This is a genomic window from Aeromonas sp. L_1B5_3 (genome assembly GCF_963866575.1).
Classification (GTDB): Bacteria; Pseudomonadota; Gammaproteobacteria; order Enterobacterales; family Aeromonadaceae; genus Aeromonas; species Aeromonas jandaei.
In genome coordinates, this window is sequence record NZ_CAWMDN010000114.1 from 24,184 (window position 1) to 43,872 (window position 19,689).

14 protein-coding genes are annotated in these 19,689 nt (G+C 58.5%); 5 read left to right on the forward strand and 9 right to left on the reverse strand.

What is annotated here, in order from left to right:
• Nucleotides 1-157 precede the first annotated feature (157 nt).
• From AACR93_RS10930 to AACR93_RS10940, 3 genes are all read left to right on the forward strand, one after another.
• Entirely contained in the window at nucleotides 158-4,996 is a 4,839-nt protein-coding gene (locus AACR93_RS10930; protein ID WP_043850784.1) for an NAD-glutamate dehydrogenase, read from the forward strand.
• Between the two features lie 74 nt (nucleotides 4,997-5,070).
• The gene (pyrD, locus tag AACR93_RS10935; protein WP_033113539.1) at nucleotides 5,071-6,081 is read left to right on the forward strand and encodes a quinone-dependent dihydroorotate dehydrogenase; all 1,011 of its coding nucleotides are present in this window, start codon (nucleotides 5,071-5,073) and stop codon (nucleotides 6,079-6,081) included.
• Between the two features lie 89 nt (nucleotides 6,082-6,170).
• Nucleotides 6,171-6,707, forward strand: coding sequence for a cell division protein ZapC (locus AACR93_RS10940; RefSeq protein ID WP_043850785.1), 537 nt, complete (start codon nucleotides 6,171-6,173; stop codon nucleotides 6,705-6,707).
• Between the two features lie 254 nt (nucleotides 6,708-6,961).
• On the opposite strand, the gene AACR93_RS10945 is transcribed toward AACR93_RS10940, so the two are convergent.
• The 9 genes from AACR93_RS10945 to AACR93_RS10985 all read right to left on the reverse strand — a co-directional run bounded on the left by AACR93_RS10945 (nucleotide 6,962) and on the right by AACR93_RS10985 (nucleotide 16,969).
• A complete protein-coding gene (locus AACR93_RS10945; RefSeq protein WP_043850928.1) occupies nucleotides 6,962-8,593 on the reverse strand; it encodes a methyl-accepting chemotaxis protein in 1,632 nt (543 codons plus the stop codon).
• A gap of 75 nt (nucleotides 8,594-8,668) precedes the next feature.
• Nucleotides 8,669-9,898 carry an EAL domain-containing response regulator gene (locus AACR93_RS10950; RefSeq protein WP_043850786.1) on the reverse strand — a complete coding sequence of 410 codons (1,230 nt, stop codon included), beginning with the start codon at nucleotides 9,896-9,898 and terminating at the stop codon, nucleotides 8,669-8,671.
• An 11-nt stretch (nucleotides 9,899-9,909) separates the two neighbouring features.
• On the reverse strand, nucleotides 9,910-10,980 hold the full coding sequence (locus tag AACR93_RS10955; RefSeq protein ID WP_043850787.1) for a protein-glutamate methylesterase/protein-glutamine glutaminase: 1,071 nt from the start codon (nucleotides 10,978-10,980) through the stop codon (nucleotides 9,910-9,912).
• Entirely contained in the window at nucleotides 10,977-11,840 is an 864-nt protein-coding gene (locus AACR93_RS10960) for a CheR family methyltransferase (RefSeq protein WP_043850788.1), read from the reverse strand. The genes AACR93_RS10955 and AACR93_RS10960 overlap by 4 nt, the downstream gene beginning before the upstream one ends.
• Complete coding sequence (locus AACR93_RS10965) at nucleotides 11,840-12,373, reverse strand: chemotaxis protein CheW (RefSeq protein ID WP_033113544.1); 534 nt, start codon at nucleotides 12,371-12,373, stop codon at nucleotides 11,840-11,842. The genes AACR93_RS10960 and AACR93_RS10965 overlap by 1 nt, the downstream gene beginning before the upstream one ends.
• A gap of 10 nt (nucleotides 12,374-12,383) precedes the next feature.
• Nucleotides 12,384-14,060 (reverse strand): methyl-accepting chemotaxis protein, encoded by a 1,677-nt coding sequence (locus AACR93_RS10970; protein WP_043850789.1) that lies wholly within the window; start codon nucleotides 14,058-14,060, stop codon nucleotides 12,384-12,386.
• Between the two features lie 43 nt (nucleotides 14,061-14,103).
• Entirely contained in the window at nucleotides 14,104-16,278 is a 2,175-nt protein-coding gene (locus tag AACR93_RS10975; RefSeq protein ID WP_043850790.1) for a chemotaxis protein CheA, read from the reverse strand.
• Nucleotides 16,265-16,585, reverse strand: a complete 321-nt coding sequence (locus AACR93_RS10980) for an STAS domain-containing protein (protein ID WP_043850791.1) — start codon at nucleotides 16,583-16,585, stop codon at nucleotides 16,265-16,267. Before AACR93_RS10980 ends, AACR93_RS10975 begins: the two co-directional genes overlap by 14 nt.
• Nucleotides 16,586-16,600: 15 nt before the next feature.
• Nucleotides 16,601-16,969 carry a response regulator gene (locus AACR93_RS10985; protein WP_043850792.1) on the reverse strand — a complete coding sequence of 123 codons (369 nt, stop codon included), beginning with the start codon at nucleotides 16,967-16,969 and terminating at the stop codon, nucleotides 16,601-16,603.
• Nucleotides 16,970-17,219: 250 nt separating this feature from the next.
• Here AACR93_RS10985 and rlmKL point away from each other — a divergent pair, with 250 nt between their 5' ends.
• Nucleotides 17,220-19,397 (forward strand): bifunctional 23S rRNA (guanine(2069)-N(7))-methyltransferase RlmK/23S rRNA (guanine(2445)-N(2))-methyltransferase RlmL, encoded by a 2,178-nt coding sequence (rlmKL, locus tag AACR93_RS10990; RefSeq protein WP_043850793.1) that lies wholly within the window; start codon nucleotides 17,220-17,222, stop codon nucleotides 19,395-19,397.
• The gene (locus AACR93_RS10995; RefSeq protein WP_043850794.1) at nucleotides 19,397-19,627 is read left to right on the forward strand and encodes a glutaredoxin family protein; all 231 of its coding nucleotides are present in this window, start codon (nucleotides 19,397-19,399) and stop codon (nucleotides 19,625-19,627) included. Before rlmKL ends, AACR93_RS10995 begins: the two co-directional genes overlap by 1 nt.
• The last annotated feature ends 62 nt before the right edge of the window (nucleotides 19,628-19,689 follow it).

The window sequence follows — 19,689 nt, forward strand, 5'->3', positions numbered from 1 at the left end:
AGCCGTGATCTGCACCTTGTTTTTAACAGTCCGTTAGCATCTCCTCTCGCCTTCCTTGATCCAAGCCATTACACTTCGCAACAACTCTGCACCAGCGGGTAACCAGGGTGGTTGCCTCTGCGTCGGTGGTTAATGTCGTCCGATAAGGAATATAAAAATGGCATTGAAAGACGCCCCTACCTCAGTTCTGCTCGAAAACGTTCTCGGCCTGATCCATCAAAAACTGCCCAAGAAGAGTGCCTCTCTGGTCGAATGCTTCGTGGCCAAGTTTTACGGCAACATGGCGAGCTCCGACATGCATGATCGCAACGACAGCGATCTCTACGGCGCGGCGCTTAGCCTCTGGAATGCCCTCAATCAGCGTAGCGGCACCGAACCCTATATCCGGGTCTACAACCCCGAGCTGACCCGCCATGGCTGGCAGTCCCCCCACACTATCGTCGAGGTGATCCTGCAGGATTCCCCCTTCCTGGTGGACTCCATCCGGATGGCGCTCAAGCGTCTCAATATCACCGCCCACATGATGCTGCACCAGCCGCTGCACCTGATCCGCGGCGAAGAAGGCAAGATCAGCGCCATTCTGGATCTCGACAATACCGACGGGCAGACATCGGTCGAAACCGCCTTCCTCATCGAAATCGATCACCTTACCAGCGAAGCGCAGATGGAAGCGCTGGCAGCCGAGCTCAAATCTGTGGCTGGCGAAGTTGCGCTGGCGGTCGGTGACTGGCAGCCGATGTTGGCCAAGCTCAATGAAATCATCGACGAGTTGCCCAAACGGAATCATCCGGTGAGCCAGGAGGAGGTCAACTCCTGCATCGCGTTTCTCAAATGGGTGGCGGCCCATAACTTCACCCTGATGGGCTATCGTCGCTACGACGTCAAGGCGGTGGAGGGGGATCACGAGATCCTGCCGCAGGCCAGTTCCAGCCTCGGTCTGATGAAGAACTCCATCAAGGATGAGGGGCAGCGTCTTGGCAATATGCCGGCCAGCGCCCGTCACGCAGCGCTGAGTCAGGATCTGCTGATCCTCACCAAATCCAACAGCAAATCCCGTGTTCATCGCCCGGCCTATGTGGATTACATCGGCATCAAGCGCTTTGACGAGCATGGCAAGGTAGTGGGGGAAGATCGCTTTATCGGTCTGTATGCCTCCTCCATCTACAACACCAGTGCGACCCAGATCCCGCTCATCAGCCATCGTCTCGAGCGTATCATGGCCTCCTCCGGCCATGAGAAGGGCTCCCACGCCTACAAGGCGCTGCTGAACGTGCTGGAAACCTATCCCCGTGACGAGCTGATCCAGGCCCGCGAAGAGGAGCTGCTGGCTACCGGTCTGGGTGTGCTGGAGATGCAGGAGCGGGACATGCTGCGCCTCTTCGTGCGCCGCGATGTCTATGGCCGCTTCTTCTCCTGCATGGTTTATGTCACCAAGGAGCGCTACAACACCGCGCTGCGGATCAAGACCCAGCAGATCCTGCAACAATATTTCGGCAGCAGCGAAGAGGTGGAGTTCAACGTCTACTTCACCGAGGGCGTGCTGGCACGGACTCACTACATAGTGCGGGTTAACAACAACAACGTGGATGTGGATGTGAACGAAGTACAGAACAACCTGATTGAAGCGGCCCGCAGCTGGGACGACAGACTCGACTCCGTGCTGCTCTCCCACTATGGCGAAGCGCGCGGCAACGAACTGCGTCGTCGTTTTAGCACCGCCTTCCCCCGCGCTTACAAGGAAGATGTGCTGCCGGGCTCTGCCGTGGCCGACATCATGGCGCTGGACAATCTGAGCGAAGCCGAGCCGCTGGGCATGTTGTTCTACCGCGCTCAGGAAGAGGAGAACGATCGCCGGGTACGCCTCAAGCTGTTCCACCGCACCGAACCTATCCACCTCTCCGACGTGTTGCCGATGCTGGAGAACATGGGACTGCGGGTTATTGGCGAGACCCCCTATCAGGTGCGTACTCCGGCGGGCGAGCTGTTCTGGATCCTCGACTTCTCCATGCTGCTGCACAGCGATCAGCCGTTCGATCTGGAGCAGAGCCAGCAGCGTTTCCAGGAAGCCTTCGCAGCCATCTGGAACAAGCAGCTGGAAGATGATGGCTTCAACCGACTGGTGCTGGGGGCGGGTCTCACTGGCCGTCAGGTCTCGGTGCTGCGCGCCTATGCCAAATATATGCGCCAGACCGGCGTCTCCTTCAGCCAGTCCTATATCGAAGAGACCCTGACCCGCTATCCCGATATCGCCGGCCTGCTGTTTGGACTGTTCGAGCAGCGTCTCAATCCGGCCATGCCCCGCAATGCGGAAACCGGGGCCAGACTGCACGAGGAGCTTGCCGCCAAGCTGGATCAGGTGGCCAACCTCGATGACGATCGCATCATTCGCCGCTATGTGGAGATGATTGACGCCACCCTGCGCACCAACTACTACCAGCTGGACAAGGCGGGCCACATCAAGCCCTACATCTCCTTCAAGCTGGCGCCGTCCAGCATCACCGACATGCCGCTGCCGCTACCCAAGTTCGAGATCTTTGTCTACTCGCCACGAGTGGAAGGGGTACACCTGCGTTGGGGCAAGGTAGCCCGTGGCGGCCTGCGCTGGTCCGATCGCAAGGAGGACTTCCGCACTGAAGTGCTGGGTCTGGTCAAAGCCCAGCAGGTGAAGAACACCGTCATCGTGCCGGTGGGGGCCAAGGGTGGCTTCTACTGCAAACAGATGCCGACGGGAGCGCCCCGCGCCGTTATTCAGGAAGAGGGCAAGGCCTGCTATCGCCTGTTTATCCGCGGTCTGCTCGATGTGACCGACAACATCATCGCAGGCGAGGTGATCCCGCCCAAGGATGTGGTGCGTCACGACGAGGATGACTACTACCTGGTGGTGGCTGCCGACAAGGGGACGGCCACCTTCTCCGATATCGCCAACGAAATCAGCCTGGAGTATGGCCACTGGCTGGGTGACGCGTTCGCCTCCGGCGGTTCGGTCGGTTATGACCACAAGAAGATGGGCATCACAGCGCGCGGCGCCTGGGAGTCGGTCAAGCGCCACTTCCGCGAGCTGGGTATCAACTGCCAGACCACCGATTTTACCTGCGTCGGGATCGGCGACATGGCGGGCGACGTGTTTGGCAACGGCATGCTGCTCTCCGAGCACACCCGACTGGTTGGCGCGTTCAACCACATGCACATCTTCGTCGACCCCAACCCGGATTCGGCCAGGAGCTTTGTCGAGCGCAAGCGTCTGTTCGAGCTGCCGACCTCGACCTGGGATGACTACGATAAGAGCCTGATCTCGGCAGGGGGCGGCATCTTCCTGCGCTCGGCCAAGTCCATCAAGCTCACCCCCGAGATGCAGATCCTGCTCGGTACCGACAAGGCCAGCATGGCGCCGAACGAGCTGATCAAGGCACTGCTTTGCCTGAATGTCGACCTGCTGTGGAACGGCGGTATCGGCACCTACGTGAAGAGCGCCCGCGAGAGCGACGCCGAGGTCGGTGATCGCAGCAACGATGCTCTGCGGGTCAATGGCCGCGATCTGCGTGCCCGTATCGTGGGTGAGGGCGGTAACCTCGGCTTTACCCAGCTTGGCCGGGTGGAGTACGCCAGTCAGGGCGGCCGTATCAATACCGATTTTACCGACAACGTGGGCGGCGTGGACTGCTCCGATAATGAGGTGAACATCAAGATCCTGCTGAACCAGTTGGTGGCAGCCGGGGATATGACCCTCAAGCAGCGTAACCAGATGCTCTATGAGATGACCGATGATGTGGCGCAGATCGTCATCACCAACGCCTATCGCCAGTCCCAGTCCATCTCGGTCACCAGCTTCCGCGGCTCTGAACAACTCAAAGAGCAGCAGCGCTTTATTCAGGGGCTGGAGCGGGAAGGCAAGCTCGACCGTGCTTTGGAGTTCCTGCCATCTGATGAGGAACTCTCCGAGCGGATGGCGGCAGGGCAGGGGCTGACCCGACCCGAGCTGGCGGTGCTGGTGGCGTACGGCAAGATGGTACTGAAAGAGCAGCTCAACTGCCCGGAAGTGACCGACGAGCCGTTCCTCGCCAACATGCTGGTGACCAGCTTCCCGCCCAAACTGCAGCAGCAGTTCGGTGTGGTACTGGCCCAGCATCCGCTGCGGGGCGAGATCATTGCGACCCGGGTCGCCAACATGCTGGTCAACGACATGGGGCTCAACTTCGCCAGCAGGATGAAGGACGAGACCGGAGCCTCGGTCGCCGAAGTGGCCTGCTGCTTTGCCATGGCCCGCGAGGTGTTTGGCATGAACCGGCTGTGGCGCGACATCGAAGGGTGCGACAACCTGGTGGGGGCAGAGACCCAGCTCGAGCTGATGTTCTACAGCCGCCGCATTGTGCGCCGCGCCACCCGCTGGTTCCTGCGCGCTCGCAACCGCAGCTGGAGCATCAGCGAGAACATCGCCTTCTTCCGTCCGGCCTTCGAAACCCTCAGTCAGCACCTCTATGAGGTCATGGATGAGAGCGAAGTGGCCGAGCACAAGCTGGCAGTGCAGAAGCTGGTGGAGAAACAGGTGCCGGAGGCCATCGCCCGTCAGGTCGCCCATATGAGCAGCCTCTTCTCCACTCTGGATCTGGCGCAGATTGCCGCGGAGCATAAGACCGACATCCTGCGCGCCGCCAATGTCTACTACCGCCTTGGCGCCAAGCTGGATTTGCACTGGTTCCTCGACCAGATCAACCATCAGCCGGTGGGCAACCACTGGCAGGCGATGGCGCGGGCCTCCTTCCGCGAAGATCTGGACTGGCAGCAGCGCAGTCTCACTTCCGTGGTACTGGAAGGGTGCAAAGATCAGGGAGAATGCGCTACCATACTGGCCGACTGGATTTCGGAGCATGAACAACTCTTGTCCCGTTGGACCCATATGTTGGCCGACTTCAAGACCACCAGCACTCACGAGTTCGCCAAGTTCTCGGTGGCCTTGCGAGAGTTGAACCTGCTCCAGTTGAATTGCCGATCACTGTAATTGCCTGAAAGCATAACAGCGGCATAACACCCAAAGCCCCGGCCAGTTGCCGGGGCTTTCTTTAAGGAGCAAAGATGTTGTACCCCATCGCTAGGCATTTCCTGTTCAAACTCAATCCGGAACAGGCTCACGATCTCTCCATGAAATATTTGCCCCGCCTTCTCGGTACGCCACTCGATTGTTTCTTCCGCCAGAATTTGCCGAAACGCCCCGTCACTGTCATGGGGCTTTCTTTTGCCAATCCGGTGGGGTTGGCGGCCGGTCTGGATAAAGATGGGGAGTGTATTGATGCACTGGGGGCCATGGGATTTGGCTTTATCGAGGTAGGTACCGTTACCCCCAGACCGCAAAGCGGCAATGACAAACCGCGCCTGTTCCGGGTTATTCCGGCAGAGGGGATCATCAACCGGATGGGATTCAACAACAAGGGGGTTGATCATCTGGTCGCGCGGGTCAAAGAGGCCAAATATCAGGGGGTAATTGGCATCAATATCGGCAAAAACAAAGATACCCCCATCGAGCAGGGCAAGGATGATTACCTCTTCTGCATGGACAAGGTGTATGACCATGCCGGTTATATCGCCGTCAATATCTCATCCCCCAACACCCCGGGTTTGCGTTCGCTGCAATATGGCGAGGCGCTCGATGAATTGCTCGCCGCGCTGAAAACCCGCCAGCAGGAACTGGCCGCCCAATATAAAAAATATGTGCCGCTGGCGGTAAAAATTGCGCCGGATTTGAGCTTCGAGGAAATAGATCAGGTTGCCGCTTCGCTGGTTCGCAATGGCATCGATGGTGTTATCGCCACCAATACCACCCTCGAGCGCGAGATGATTTACGACATGCCCCATGCCGGTGAGGCGGGTGGCCTGAGTGGCCGTCCGCTGCAGCACAAGAGTACCGAGGTGATCCGTCATCTGGCCAAAGCGCTTGATGGGGCTCTGCCAATTATCGGGGTCGGTGGTATCGATAGTGCCATGGCGGCGCGGGAAAAATTGGCTGCCGGAGCCAGTCTGGTACAAATTTATAGCGGTTTTATTTATAAAGGACCGGGTCTGGTCAAAGAGATTGTGACCAATATTTAAGAAATAGTTGGGGAGCCCTTTATTTGACGTTGCTGATTTCCTGCATATGGAATAAAGTCAACTGGTAATTATCAAGTAAGGGCTCCCGCATGCTTATCCAACCGACCGATAGCTGGCAATGGCACTATGATGCCCAGAATGACCGTCTGATGTTGGACCTGTCTGATAACATGCTGTTTGCCACCGAATATAAAGGGCGGCAATTGGTACCAAGTTCATTTACCACCCAGCCTTTTTGTGTCGATGATGCGGCGCTCTATTATCAATTGATGGATAAAGCGGCAGAACTGGCGTGGAGTATTCCTCATCAGGTTCAGTTGGTGCTTAATGCCATCGCAGTGAGCCGTTTTTATAAACCCCTGATGCCACAAAGCTGGTTTTTTGGTGAACAGCACCCGGTTATATCGCCACAAAATGGCGATCTGGTCTGGATGAATACGCCCCACGGCAGAGGGGAGTTTATGGTCATTGAAGCGGGTGAACAGGCGAGTGTCTGCATGAACCTGACTCAGGATTTTGTACTGACAACCAGCAAAACCTTGTCCCGTTTTGGCGTTATCAAGGTGATGAATAACCGGATGACCCCTCGTATTGTCCTGACTGAGCAATATCGTCAGGTCAGCTAAAATCGTCAGGTCAACTAAAAGCGGCGCCCTGTCGCCGCCATTCTCAGTTCCATTTATCTGCCTCTATTTCCTCACAGTGTTACCCCGTTATTTGCTTATATTTCATTTTCCCGGAGAGTGATGCCGCCGTTGTTTGGCAAATGGCTTGATTGTGTGTCTGGTAATCGAGACTGGGCGTTGCCCTGAGTGAAGTTGAAATAAAAAAGTGGCGGGATTGCCCGCCACTTTGCATCTGATCCTGTTTTGAGCCCGTTTTACACCTTGAAGAAGCGGATCCCCTCGTCGAGCTGCTTGATGATATCGGTCAGCTGGGAGGCATCGTGGTTGACGCTCTCGGCGGCCGAGACGTTTTCCAGCGACATCTGGGTGATCTCCTCGACCGACTGGGCGATCAGCTGGCTGGCTGCCGCCTGCTCATGCAGCATGGAACTGATCTCCTGAATAAGGCCCACCACCTTGCGGGAGCTCTGATCGACCTGGGCCATGGTGTGGCTGGAGTTGTCGGTGGTTTCGCGTACCGTGCCCATGCTGTCGGAGCAGGCGTTCATTCCCTTGACCGCGCCGGTTGCACCCTGCTGGATTGACTGGAGCATCTCGTTGATCTCCTGGGTAGCCTGCGTGGTGCGGGCTGCCAGAGTGCGCACCTCGTCGGCAACGACCGCAAAGCCGCGGCCCATGTCGCCAGCCCGGGCGGCCTCGATAGCCGCGTTGAGCGCCAGCAGGTTGGTTTGATCGGCGACCCCCTGGATCATCACCGAGATCTGGCTGATGCGAGTGATGTCATCAAACAATCCCTGTACCTGTTTGGCGGAATCGTTGACCGCATTGGTCACGCGCACCACCTCCTGCGACGCCCGCTTGACCTGCTCCTCACCGGCGTGAGCGATTTCACCGGACTCCATGACCACGCTGTTGGCCTGATTGGCAAAGGAGGAGAGCTGGGAGACCGAGGTGGTCAGCTCTTCTACCGATGCGGCTGTGTTGGCGGTCGCCAGTGATTGCTGCTGGGAGCTGGTGTTGACTTGCTGCGCTGCGGCAACCAGTTGGGAGGAGCTGGCCGTGAGCCCTTCGGCGGCTTGCTGCATGGTGGATACGATGTTGCGCAGGCTGCGGCGGGCATTGCCCATGGAGATCTGCATCTGGGTGATCTCGTCTTGCCCGTCACGATTATCACTGCCAGTGAGATAACCGGCGGCCAATTGTTTCAATTCTTCCATGATGTTGCCAAGCGGCAGGTTGATGCTCTGGCTAAGCAGCCAGCCAAGCACTACCGAGAGGGCGACTGATATTGTGATGATGGTGTAGGTTGCAGTGGAGATATCGGCAACGATCACGTCGCTATCGTCATAGGCTTGTTTAGCCAGCCCCTGGTTGATATCCACCAGCTTGCTGAGCAGGTCATCGGCGACCTGAAACGTCGCAGCCGCTTCCCCCTTCATCAATTTGACGGCGGTGTCGTTATCATTGGCGTAGCTGGCTGCCATCGCTTTTTTGGCCGCCTCTTTGTAAAGGGGCCAGGCGCGATCAAAATCTGCCAGCGCCACTTTTTCCGGTTCGGTCAGTTCGGTCGCCCGGTATTGGTTGAGCAGCTCGTTCATCTTCTGCTCGTAGCCATCCATTTTATGAGAGATGGCATCCATGCCCGGTTTGGTTGGCTCAATCACATAATCAAACAGGGAGCGGTTGTGATAAATAGCCTGCATATTGGCGTTGGATAGATCCTTTATCGGGACCAGCATGTTGAGATACATGTCATTCAACATGTCGTTGACGGTCGAGGTATTTTGTTTGCCGTAAAATCCCACCCCGATCAGGATCAGGTTGACTAGCAAAAAGGCGAGCATCAGTCGCATTTTTATCGATACAAGACGGATCAGATTTATCATATAGAGCCTCATGCTGATGTATTTGCATTCCATGCCGAAATTACACGACACCTTAAATTTAAGTTATTTTCCCAATCAGGGTTGGTCTTCCGGATAAATTGTATGTTTTGCCTGCCACTCGCCGAACCAGTGGGCGATCTGTTCAACCGGCAGCGGGCGACTGATGTAATAGCCCTGGGCCAAATCACACCCCAGCAAGGCCAGTTGATGCCAATCCTCTTCGCTCTCAACCCCCTCAGCGACGGTTTTGAGCCCCAGTTTCTGGCTCATCACGATGGCGGAGGTGAGGATGGCCAGCTTCTTGGGGCTGGTATGGGCATCGTGGACAAATTCCTTGTCTATCTTGATTTCGGTAAACGGGCAGCGGGACAGCTGCTTCATCGAGGAGTAGCCGGTGCCGTAATCGTCCATTGCCACACCGAAGCCACGCAGCCGCAGGCGGGCGAGGGTACCGAGCGACACGGCGAGGTTGGACATGAAGGTGGTCTCGGTGACTTCGATGATAATGGCCTGACAGGGCAGGCGATGGCCCTGCACGACCTCCACCATGGTTTCCACCAGCTTGTCGGTCGTCAGCAGCGAGACCGGCAGGTTGATGGAGCAGCTGAGCTGGCCAGCCTGCAGGGTGAGCCTGTTGAGTGCCTCGCAGGTGGCTTGCAAGAAGGCGTAGAAAAAATCGAGCGCCAGCTGCCCCTCTTCCAGATGATGAACGAAACAGACCGGGGGCAGGGTGCCATGTTCGGGGTGATGCCAGCGCACCAGCGCCTCAAAGCCATAGAGGCTGGCATCGCTCATGTTGATCTTGGGCTGCAAAAAGGGAACCAGCTGGCCTTGCTCCAGAGCATGGCGGACATCGTCGCTGGTGAAGGTGAGCTGCATCCACTTGTTGTTTTCCCGATGGATCCGCGGATCGCAGTGCTGCAGCATGTTGCGCAGATCCTGGGCTCTGAGCGGTTTGGCCAGTACGCCGATCACCTCCAGCGTGCCGGCATCGGCGATGGAGTGGATAACATCCAGTACATCCCGATCCACGGCGCTCATCACGGCGACAAACATCTGATAGCCTGTGTGCTTCTCCAGCTGGCTGATGAGCTCGACCCCATCCATTCCCGGCATGTTGAGATCGGTCAGCAGCAGATCGACATGCTCCAGTTGCTCCAGCTTGTTGAGGGCATCCTGGCCATCGCTGGCGAGATGGATCTGGCCAAAGCCCAGTTCTTGCAGCAGACAGGTCACCTCATACTGCTGGGTACGGGAGTCATCGACCACCAGGGCGCTGCGGCCCTGCCATTGTTCTAGGGACATGGTGGTTCCTCTCAATCGGGACGGCCAAGCGTCTGGGTTATCTGGGCAAGGGACATCACTTCATCGATCCCGCCGTGGGCGATTGCCTCCTTGGGCATGCCAAAGACCACGCAACTCGCCTCATCCTGTGCGATGGTGCGAGCGCCGGTGTCATGCAATTCGCGCATACCGCGGGCGCCATCATCCCCCATGCCGGTCATGATGACCCCAAGGGCGTTATGACCGGCACTGACCGCCACCGAGCGAAACAGCACATCGACCGAGGGACAGTGACGAGAGACGGGGGGGCCCTCTTTCACCTCAGCCAGATATTGGGTGCCGCTGCGCTGGATCAGCAGATGTTTGCCACCGGGGGCGATCAGCGCCACCCCGGGCAGCAGGCGATCGCCGGTGGCCGCTTCCTTGACTTCGATCTTGGAAAGGCCGTTCAAGCGCTCCGCAAACGAGGCAGTAAAGCGCCCCGGCATATGCTGCACGATGGCAAGCCCCGGGCAGGTGACCGGCAGTCTGGTCAGCAGATATTCAAGGGCCTGGGTGCCGCCGGTGGAGGTGCCAATGGCGATGATCCGGTCGGTAGTGCGAAATTTGACCCGCTCCGGCGGGGGCGAGAGCATGGCATCGGCGGTGCGTTTGGGAGGGGGAGTAAAACCGGGCTGCTGGTGGTCTGGCAGCAGGTTTCGCAGCTTGGCGTTGACGGCGGTACGGATCTCCTGAATCAATTCGTTGGCCGATTGCTGCAGGAAGCTTTTGATGCCGACCGCGGGCTTAGTGATGATGGAGATGGCTCCGGCAGCCATGGCATCCAGGGTAATGGCTGCCCCCTCTTCGGTCAGGGAAGAGCAGATGATGACCGGCGTCGGGCGCTCGCTCATGATCTTGCGCAGGAAGGTGAGGCCATCCATACGAGGCATTTCGATATCGAGAATGATCACATCCGGCCAGCTCTTCTTCATCTGCTGCATGGCGAAGATGGGATCGAATGCCGCCCCCATCACTTCGATATCGGCGGCCTTGCCCAGCATCTGGGTCAGCACTTCCCGCACCAGTGCCGAGTCGTCCACGATCAATACCCGTATGGTCATGTTTCATCCTTAAAAAGCTGAGGTTGGCAGCGATAGCGCGAAGGGGCCTCCTGCACCAGTGGCAGATCCTGCTGACGGATGATCTCCGAATGGCCGACCAGCAGATAACCACCGGGCCTGAGCAGCTCACACAATTGGGAGAGCACCTGGCCTTTGGTCTCTTCGTTGAAGTAGATAAGCACATTGCGCAAAAAGATGACGTCGAACTCCCGCTCGATAAAGTTGCTGCAGGTGAGCAGGTTGAGGTTGGAGAATGACACTTTTCTCGCCAGCTCGGGTCTCACCCGCACCTTGCCCGCATATTCGTCGTGACCGCGCTGGAAATAGCGCATCCAGAGGTGGGGCGGGACATGCTGGGCCCGCTCCACGGCATAGATGGCACGTTGGGCAAAGGGGATCACCCGGGTGTTGATGTCGGTGCCGTAGATCCGCCAGCGCTCGTTGATGCCGAGCTGTTCGGCCAGCACCATGGCGGCTGAGTAGGCCTCCTCACCGGTGGAGCAGGCGGCAGACCAGACCCGCAGTGGTTGATGGCGGCTAGCGTGCAGTTGTTCGGCATGGTGTTTGAGCCAGCTGAAGTGTTGTGCCTCGCGGAAAAAATAGGTTTCGTTGGTAGAGAGCAGGTTGATGGCGAGCTGTCGCTCCTGCACATTCTGTGGCTGGTTGATCCGCTCCCAGTAGCCGTAGTAGCTGGTGAGATTGAGCGCCCGCAGCCGCTTGGCGAGGCGGGATTGCACCAGCGCCCGCTTGCAGGGAGCGAGATCGATGCCGGCGGCGGTGAAGATAAAGCGCCGGAACAGTTCGAACTCTCTTTGGGTGAGCACCGGCCCCTGATCCGGGGTGGTGAGGGATGCCGCCACTAATAGCCCCCTTGCTCGCTGTTGAAGAGCTGGCTGGTGGTGGCCTCGGCCATGGCGCTCAGCTCGGCGATGGAGAGCGCCTTGTGCATGTCGAGCAGAATGGCGAACTGCTGGGCGATGGTGACCACCCCCTGGATGAAGTCGCCGCGAATATGGGCGCCAAAGGTCGGGGCTGGCTCTATGGTGTCGGTGGCAATCTCCAGCACCTCGCAGACGGAGTCGAGCAGCATGCCGATCTCCTGCTCTTCGCCATTGCTGTTGGGCAGCGAAAGGATCGCGACACAGGTGGTGGGCTGGATCGGGGTCTGCCCCCGGCCAAAGCGGATCGAGAGGTCGATGACCGGCACCACGGCGCCCCGCAGGTTGATGATCCCCCTGACAAAGCGCGGCATCATGGGCACCGGCGTCATCCCCTCGAACTCGATGATCTCGCGGATGCAGCCGATATCGACCCCGTAGAGCTCCCCTCCCAGCATGAAGGTCACGCAGTGGAAGTGGGAGGTGACAGTATCAGGGGCATGTGTTGTGCGCATTGGGCTGCTCCTAATAGTTGCTGAACTTGCCATCGTCTACTTCCCGCTCCAGATCGTCGTCATGGTGCAGGTGTTGGTTCAGCGTGCTCTTTTTCGGGATGGCCGGTCTGGCACTGTAACCGGCGGCATGAAACTGGGTGGGCTGACGGTTGTTGCCGCCGCGCAGGGTGAACTGCTGCATCAGCTCCTGCAGTTGCAGAGCGGTGGAGCTCAGCTCTTCCGAGGTGGAACTCAGCTCCTCGGCCGAGGCAGCGGAGGCCTGCATACCATCACTGATCTGGGTCACTGCAATATTGATCTGGGAGACGCTGGCCCGCTGTTCACGGGAGGCCGATGCGATCTCCTGCACCAGAGTGGCAGTCTGATCGATCCCCGGCAGCATCTCCCGCAGCAGGGTGCCGGCCTGTTCGGCAACGCTGACCGAGCGGCCAGCCAGCTCGCCAATCTCCTTGGCGGCATTTTGCGAGCGCTCCGCCAGTTTGCGTACCTCGGCCGCCACGGTGGCAAAACCCTTACCGTGTTCACCGGCGCGGGCCGCTTCAATGGCGGCGTTGATGGCCAGCAGATCGGTCTTGTTGGCGATGTCATTGATGACGGTGATGCGCGAGGCGATCTCCTTCATGGCGTGAACCATCTCGCCCACCGCCTTGCCGCTTTCGGTGGCACTGCTGGCCGCCTTGGTGGAGATATTCTCGGTGACCTTGGCATTGTCGGCGTTCTGGCTGACGGTGGCCGCCATCTCCTCGACGGAGGCGCTGGTCTGCTCGACGCTGGAGGCCAGTTCGGAGGAGGTTTGCGACAGCGAGTTGGCGGTGGCAGCGACCTGTTCAGAGGCCGAGCCGATGGCCTCTGACATGGCGCCCACCTCGTTGAGAATATCGGAGAGGCGATGAGCCATGCTCTTGATGGCAAAGAGCAGGCTGCTGCTGTCATCGCTGCGCAGCTTGACCGGGGTCGAGAGATCCCCGGCGGCGACACGGGAAACCACCTGCACGGTATAGGAGGGGTCGCCACCCAGCTGGCGCAAGATGCTGCGGGTGACCAGCATGGCCAGGATGAGACAGATAACAAAGGCAGTGCAGGAGATGAGGATCAGCAGGCTCAGGTTGTCCTGATAGATATCTTCACTCTCTTGCAACGACTGGGTGGCGAGGCGGTCATTGATATTGACCAGCTCGGTCAGCAGATCATCTGACTTGTCAAAGGCTGGACGGCCTTGCTCGGCCATGATCTGGGCGGCCTTCTGGTTGTTGACATTGTCGCCGGTGTCCGACTGCGCGGTGCGCATGATGATATCGGCATAGGACTTGTAGGTGACCCAGGATTGATCGAAGCGGGCCAGCGCATCGATTTCCGGTTGGGTCAGATAGGTTTTGCGATAGGTATCGAGCAGTTTGTTGAGCTGACTCTCGTAACGCAGGATGTTGCCTGCGTTGAGCTTTCTGCTCTCCTCCTTGGTCTCCAGCACGTAGCGATAGAGAGCCCGGTTCATGTAGATCGCCTGCATGTTGGCGTTGGCCAGATCCCGAATGGGCACCAGTTGGTTGGCGTGCATGTTTTTAACCAGTAGTGCCATCGTTTTGGTGGAGTAGTAGCTGGTGACGGTCAAGGTCACCAGCAGCACCATCAAAATGGAAAACGAGAGCACCAGTTTTGTTCTGACTTGCAAGTTGTGAAACCAGTCCATGGTTTTGACTCCGTTAAAGCGGTTGATAACAGTATGTGGTCAATCAGGTTCGGTTGCCGGAGATGGCATCTGCATGCTGATGGATCAAGTGCAACTCTCGTCGTCTGGCCAGCTCGATAAGCTGTGGCACATCAAGAATGAGGGCCGGCTGGCCATTGCCCAAAATGGTTGAACCGCTGACATATCGCAGCGTCCTGAACAGCTCTCCGAGTGGTTTGATCACCGCCTGCACTTCGCCAATCAGACGATCCACCACAATGCCGGCTCGGTTGTCGGCATAGTCGACGATAACGACAAACTCGGGCTCGTCGGCGGGGGGAAGGGCAAACAGCTCGCGCAGTACGATAAAGGGCACCCACTCGCCGCGGATATTGATCTGGCGCGAGGGGGTATCGAGGGCATCCGGCGGCAGGTCAATGCACTCGAGCATCATGTCGAGGGGGATCACCAGAGAGGAGTGATCCACCTCGATGCGAAAACCGTCGATGATGGCGAGGGTCAGGGGGAGCCGCAGGCGAAACGTTGTGCCACGGCCAAGATGGCTCTCGATGGTGGTCTCGCCCCGCAGGGACTCCAGATTGCGTTTGACCACATCGAGCCCGACACCGCGACCCGAAAGATCGCTGACACCGCTGGCGGTTGAGAAGCCGGGTTGGAACAGGAACTGGAATATCTCCTGCTCGCTCAGGACTTTTCCCTCCTGAGCCATGCCCATCGTCTGGGCCTTGGCCAGGATCTTGTCGCGATCGATGCCGCGACCATCGTCGCTCACTTCAACCACTACGGCGCCTGCGTCGTGATAAGCGTTCAGGGTGATCACGCCGCCAGCCGCCTTGCCAGCCTCAAGGCGCTGCGCCTCATCCTCGATGCCGTGATCGACGGCGTTGCGCACCAGATGCATCAGGGGGTCGGTCAGCTTCTCGACCATGGATTTGTCGATATCGGTTTCGGCGTTGTTGATGTGCAGGCTGATGTTCTTGCCGGTCTGCTGGGAGAGTTCGTGTACCAGCCTCGGAAAGCGGTTGAAGATCTCGTTGATGGGCACCATGCGCAGGGTAAGGGCGTCGTCGCGGATCCCCTCGACCAGCGTATTGACGGCGGCCACCGACTCGACCAGCTCGGCATCTCCTCGCAATCTGGCCTGCAGGGTTGTCGCTGAGGTGGCGATCACCAGTTCGCCGACCCGGTTGATCAGCCTGTCCAGTTTCGCCGCCTCAATGCGAATGTAGTGCCCTTCACTGCGCAGCGGGGCGGGCTTGGGCTGAGGTGTTACCGGCAGTTCCGGCTCTGGCTGCGCAGGTTGTGACACTGATGCTAAAGGGGGGAGGGATGCGCTGTCTGTTTCGCTGGTTTGGCCACGGCGATAGTCGCCCCGCTCAATGGCGGCCGCCTCTTCACGGCTCAGGACATCGGCAGCCTCCCAGCGGGCAAGCTGGGCCGTCAGCGGTTCGTTGCGCCACTGGGCCAGCCGTTCACCTTGCGCAGCAAACTCGGCGAGATCCTGATGAGGCGTCAGCAGGCAGATGATGCTGGCATGAGCGACAAAGTCGAAGGTACTGCGGATCCGCTCGGGAGACTCAGCACTGCGCAGGCCAATTTCATAGCCCAGGAAACACTCAGTCGGGTCGAGCAATTGAAGGGGCGGCCATTCGTGCCAGACCGGTTTGATGAAGACGATCTCGCCCAGATTGCCGAGATAGCGGATAAAGGCCAGCAGGTCGAAGCCATCCTGATAGAGCGCGGGATAAAAACGTACAGAGAGGTGCCAGCGCTTGAGATCCTGTGAAGGGGGCACGCTTTGTGGCGGCACTACGACCGGTTGGGTTGGCAAACTTTGATGGCCCTGCAGTTGGGAAAGCAGGGCCAGGATCTGTTGGGTTTCGGTCTGCGGCAGCTCGGGGTTGTGCTCCGCCCCTTGCAACAGGTCGCGTAGCTGATCATTGCAGGCCAGCAGCAGGTTGATCAGATGCTCATCGAGCTGCAACTCGCCGCTGCGTAGCCGTGCCAGCATGTTCTCCATGGCGTGGGCGAAGCGTACCAGCATGGTGAGGCCCAGCATGCTGGCTGAACCCTTGATGGTATGGGCGGTACGAAACATCAGATTGTTGGTTTCGGGATTGGCCGGATAGCTTTCGCGATCAAGGAGCGCCTGCTCCAGATGATCACACTGCTCGTAGGCCTCCTCGAAAAAGAGGGTGCGCGCTTTATTGACGTCCATCTGGCCCCTCCGCTCTGGTCAGGGAAGAAAGCAACCCGAGCTGGCCCAGCGCCAGTTCGGCTTCACTGCCATCTCCCGTCTTGATCCGCAGCCGCTTGCCCTGGCTATTGGCCTCTTGCTGGAGGAGGGCGACAAGCTGGGCACCGCAGCTATCGAGCGCCTCAAGCTGGCTCAAATCCAGCAAGGCAACTGGAAAGTTGAGCAGACTGAAGAGATCGTCTTGCAGCTCTGCCACCGTCATGACGGTGAACTCCCCCGTGAGAATGGCTGTTGGGGGTGCGTGCATAATATCCAGTTCAAAGCTCATACCTTGTGCTCCCTATCATGGTTGCACCACCTTGTAGACGTCATCGATAAGCTTCAGCGGCTCGAATGGCTTGGTCAGCCAGACACGGGCACCGGCATCGAATCCCTCCTGGCGGATCTCGGGCGAGTCTTCCGTCGTCAGCATGATGAACGGAATATAGCGGGTGGTTGCCTGTGTCTTGAGATGGCGCAGCAGTGTCATCCCGTCCATGCCCGGCATGTTGAGATCGGAGATGATGAGATGTACCCGCTGGCCATCGAGACGGGAGAGGGCCGCGTTGCCATCATCCGCTTCGATCACGCTAAAACCGGCGCTTTGCAGCGTCATGGTAATGGTGGCTCTGATGCTGGCGGAGTCTTCCACAACAAGGATGGTTTTGGTCATAAGGGTGACTCGTTCACTGGCGTTATTTGTATCCGGGTAACATGGGTCGAGGCTTCCTAATTGTTGTCCAATAAGTTGATGTGTGTGGATTTTTTAAAACTGGATCGACGTGTGCAGGACAAAAATCGGGGAAGGGGGGGACTGGCGGTTTTTAAGGTTCTACGGAAAGGGGTCAATAGACGCTTGTTGCACCGTATCTCCTGTCATTGTCAGCCACTTTTGCATGCTCAGAGTGACCTGATGAGGTATAATGCGGGACTATTTTTATGGGTTCCCCGTGAGCGTGATGAAAGAATTTTTTGCAACCTGCCCCAAGGGGCTGGAAAACCTGTTGGCCGACGAGCTGACCAATCTGGGCGCAGAGCAGGTCCGTGAGACCGTGGCTGGCGTCCACTTCAAAGGCGAACTGGCGGTGGGCTACAAGGCCTGTCTCTGGAGCCGTCTGGCTTCCCGCATCGTACTGGTGCTCTCCGAGTTCCAGATGAACGACGATCTGGATCTCTATCTGGGCGCGCATACCATCCCCTGGGAAGAGCACTTCTCCGGCACCGCCACCATTGCGGTGGACTTTACCGGTACCAACGCCTCCATTCGCAATACCCAATATGGTGCGTTGAAGATCAAGGATGCCATCGTCGATCGTTTTACCAAGCGCGGTCATGTGCGCCCGGACGTGGACAAGAAATCGCCGGATATTCGCATCATGGCGCATCTGGGCAAAGGCAAGGCCAATATCACGCTGGACTTGTCAGGCCCGGCGCTGCATCAGCGTTTCTATCGTCAGGGCACAGGTGAAGCACCGCTCAAAGAGAACCTGGCGGTCGCCATGATTGCCCGTAGCGGTTGGGCCGGCGAGCCCATGATGGACCCGATGTGCGGTTCCGGTACGCTGTTGATTGAAGCGGCCTTTATCGCTGCCGATATGGCGCCGGCGCTGCGCCGTGAGCGCTTCGGTTTTGATCGCTGGCTGCAGCACGATAGCGAGCTGTGGCAAAGCCTGATGATGGAAGCGCAAGTGCGAGCCAAACGTGGCATGCAGCGCTGCGAGGTGAAACTGTTCGGTTGTGATGCCGATTCGCGCGTGCTGCTCAAAGCCCGTGACAACGCAAAAGCCGCCGGTGTCGCTCACCTCATCACCTTCAAGCAGGCCGATGTCACCAAGCTGGAAAATCCTCTGCAGATGCCTGCAGTGGAAGGGGAGGCCCGTCAGGTCGGCATGCTTATATCCAACCCGCCCTACGGCGAGCGTCTTGGCGAATTCCCGGCCCTGCTGGAAGTGCATCAGGCCCTCGGCGATGCCTTGCGTCGCAGCTTCCAGGGGTGGAGAGTCTCCATTCTGTCCGCATCTCCCGAGCTGCTCAGCTGTCTGCGCCTGCGCGCCGACAAGCAATATCGCCTGTTCAACGGTGCCCTTGAGTGTCAGCTGCGTAACTACCAGATCGCGCTCGATGCCGTCGCCTCGCAAAAAGAGGTGGCGCAGGACTTTGCCAACCGTCTGCGCAAGAATCTGAAGGCGCTCGAGAAGTGGGCCAAGAAAGAGAATCTCGACTGCTACCGTCTCTACGACGCCGACCTGCCTGAGTACAACGCCGCCATCGACCGCTATCAGGACTATCTGGTGGTGCAGGAGTATGCGGCGCCCAAGGATATCCCCGCCCAGAAGACCCGTCAGCGTCTGCTCGACATGGTGCAGGCCGCCATCAAGGTGACCGGCATGGACGGCGAGAAGGTGATCCTGAAAGTGCGCGAGCGTCAGGAGGGCAAGCAGCAGTACCAGAAGCTCTCCGAAGAGCAGCATCGGATGGAAGTGCAGGAGTATGGTGCCCGTCTGTGGGTCAACCTCTACGACTACCTCGATACCGGTCTGTTCCTTGACCACCGTCAGACCCGCCGCATGCTGGGTCAGATGGCCAAGGGCAAGCGCTTCCTGAACCTGTTTGCCTATACCGGCAGTGCCACCGTGCACGCGGGTCTTGGCGGTGCAAGCGAAACCACCACAGTGGATATGTCGCGCACCTACCTCAACTGGGCACAGGACAACATGCGCCTCAACTCGCTGGTGGGCCGTCAGCACAAGTTTGTCCAGGCCGACTGCCTGAAGTGGCTGTCGGAAGCGGACGAGCAGTACGACCTCATCTTTATCGATCCGCCCACCTTCTCCAACTCCAAGCGGATGGACGAGAGCTTCGATGTACAGCGCGATCACCTGCTGCTGATGCAGCACCTGAAACGGCTGCTGGCTGCTGGTGGCACCCTGGTCTTCTCCAACAACAAGCGCCACTTCAAGATGGATTTGGCCGGTCTTGAGGCCATTGGTCTTAAGGCGCAGAACATCACTGGCAAAACCCGGCCGAAGGATTTCGAGCGCAACCAGCACATTCACAACTGCTGGATCATCACCCATGCCGATAGTGGGGCTGAGGCCTGATGCTGACCCTGTTTCACACCGACGGTTGCCACCTGTGTGAGCAGGCGTGGGCGCTGGTGGAGGAGGCGGGGGCAGGCGATGTGACCCGCCGCTGCGACATCATGGACGATACCGGCTGGCTTGAGGCCTATCGGGTGCGTATTCCGGTGCTGCGGGACGAGGCTGGCCGCGAGCTGGGCTGGCCCTTCACGCTGGTGGAGCTCAAGGGCTGGCTCGCTCGTCAGGGTTGATTTGTGATTTGACGATGAAACGGGGGCAGACCCAGTCTGTTGCCCGTTTTTTCATATGAGAT

What these genes read in the sequence shown, in the direction of transcription:
- AACR93_RS10970 (WP_043850789.1), bottom strand. Translation starts at nt 14,060, where the DNA reads ATGGACTGGTTTCACAACTTGCAAGTCAGAACAAAACTGGTGCTCTCG.
- pyrD (WP_033113539.1), top strand. Translation starts at nt 5,071, where the DNA reads ATGTTGTACCCCATCGCTAGGCATTTCCTGTTCAAACTCAATCCGGAA.
- AACR93_RS10975 (WP_043850790.1), bottom strand. Translation starts at nt 16,278, where the DNA reads ATGGACGTCAATAAAGCGCGCACCCTCTTTTTCGAGGAGGCCTACGAG.
- AACR93_RS10980 (WP_043850791.1), bottom strand. Translation starts at nt 16,585, where the DNA reads ATGAGCTTTGAACTGGATATTATGCACGCACCCCCAACAGCCATTCTC.
- AACR93_RS10985 (WP_043850792.1), bottom strand. Translation starts at nt 16,969, where the DNA reads ATGACCAAAACCATCCTTGTTGTGGAAGACTCCGCCAGCATCAGAGCC.
- AACR93_RS10930 (WP_043850784.1), top strand. Translation starts at nt 158, where the DNA reads ATGGCATTGAAAGACGCCCCTACCTCAGTTCTGCTCGAAAACGTTCTC.
- AACR93_RS10950 (WP_043850786.1), bottom strand. Translation starts at nt 9,898, where the DNA reads ATGTCCCTAGAACAATGGCAGGGCCGCAGCGCCCTGGTGGTCGATGAC.
- AACR93_RS10955 (WP_043850787.1), bottom strand. Translation starts at nt 10,980, where the DNA reads ATGACCATACGGGTATTGATCGTGGACGACTCGGCACTGGTGCGGGAA.
- AACR93_RS10945 (WP_043850928.1), bottom strand. Translation starts at nt 8,593, where the DNA reads ATGATAAATCTGATCCGTCTTGTATCGATAAAAATGCGACTGATGCTC.
- AACR93_RS10995 (WP_043850794.1), top strand. Translation starts at nt 19,397, where the DNA reads ATGCTGACCCTGTTTCACACCGACGGTTGCCACCTGTGTGAGCAGGCG.
- AACR93_RS10965 (WP_033113544.1), bottom strand. Translation starts at nt 12,373, where the DNA reads ATGCGCACAACACATGCCCCTGATACTGTCACCTCCCACTTCCACTGC.
- AACR93_RS10940 (WP_043850785.1), top strand. Translation starts at nt 6,171, where the DNA reads ATGCTTATCCAACCGACCGATAGCTGGCAATGGCACTATGATGCCCAG.
- rlmKL (WP_043850793.1), top strand. Translation starts at nt 17,220, where the DNA reads ATGCGGGACTATTTTTATGGGTTCCCCGTGAGCGTGATGAAAGAATTT.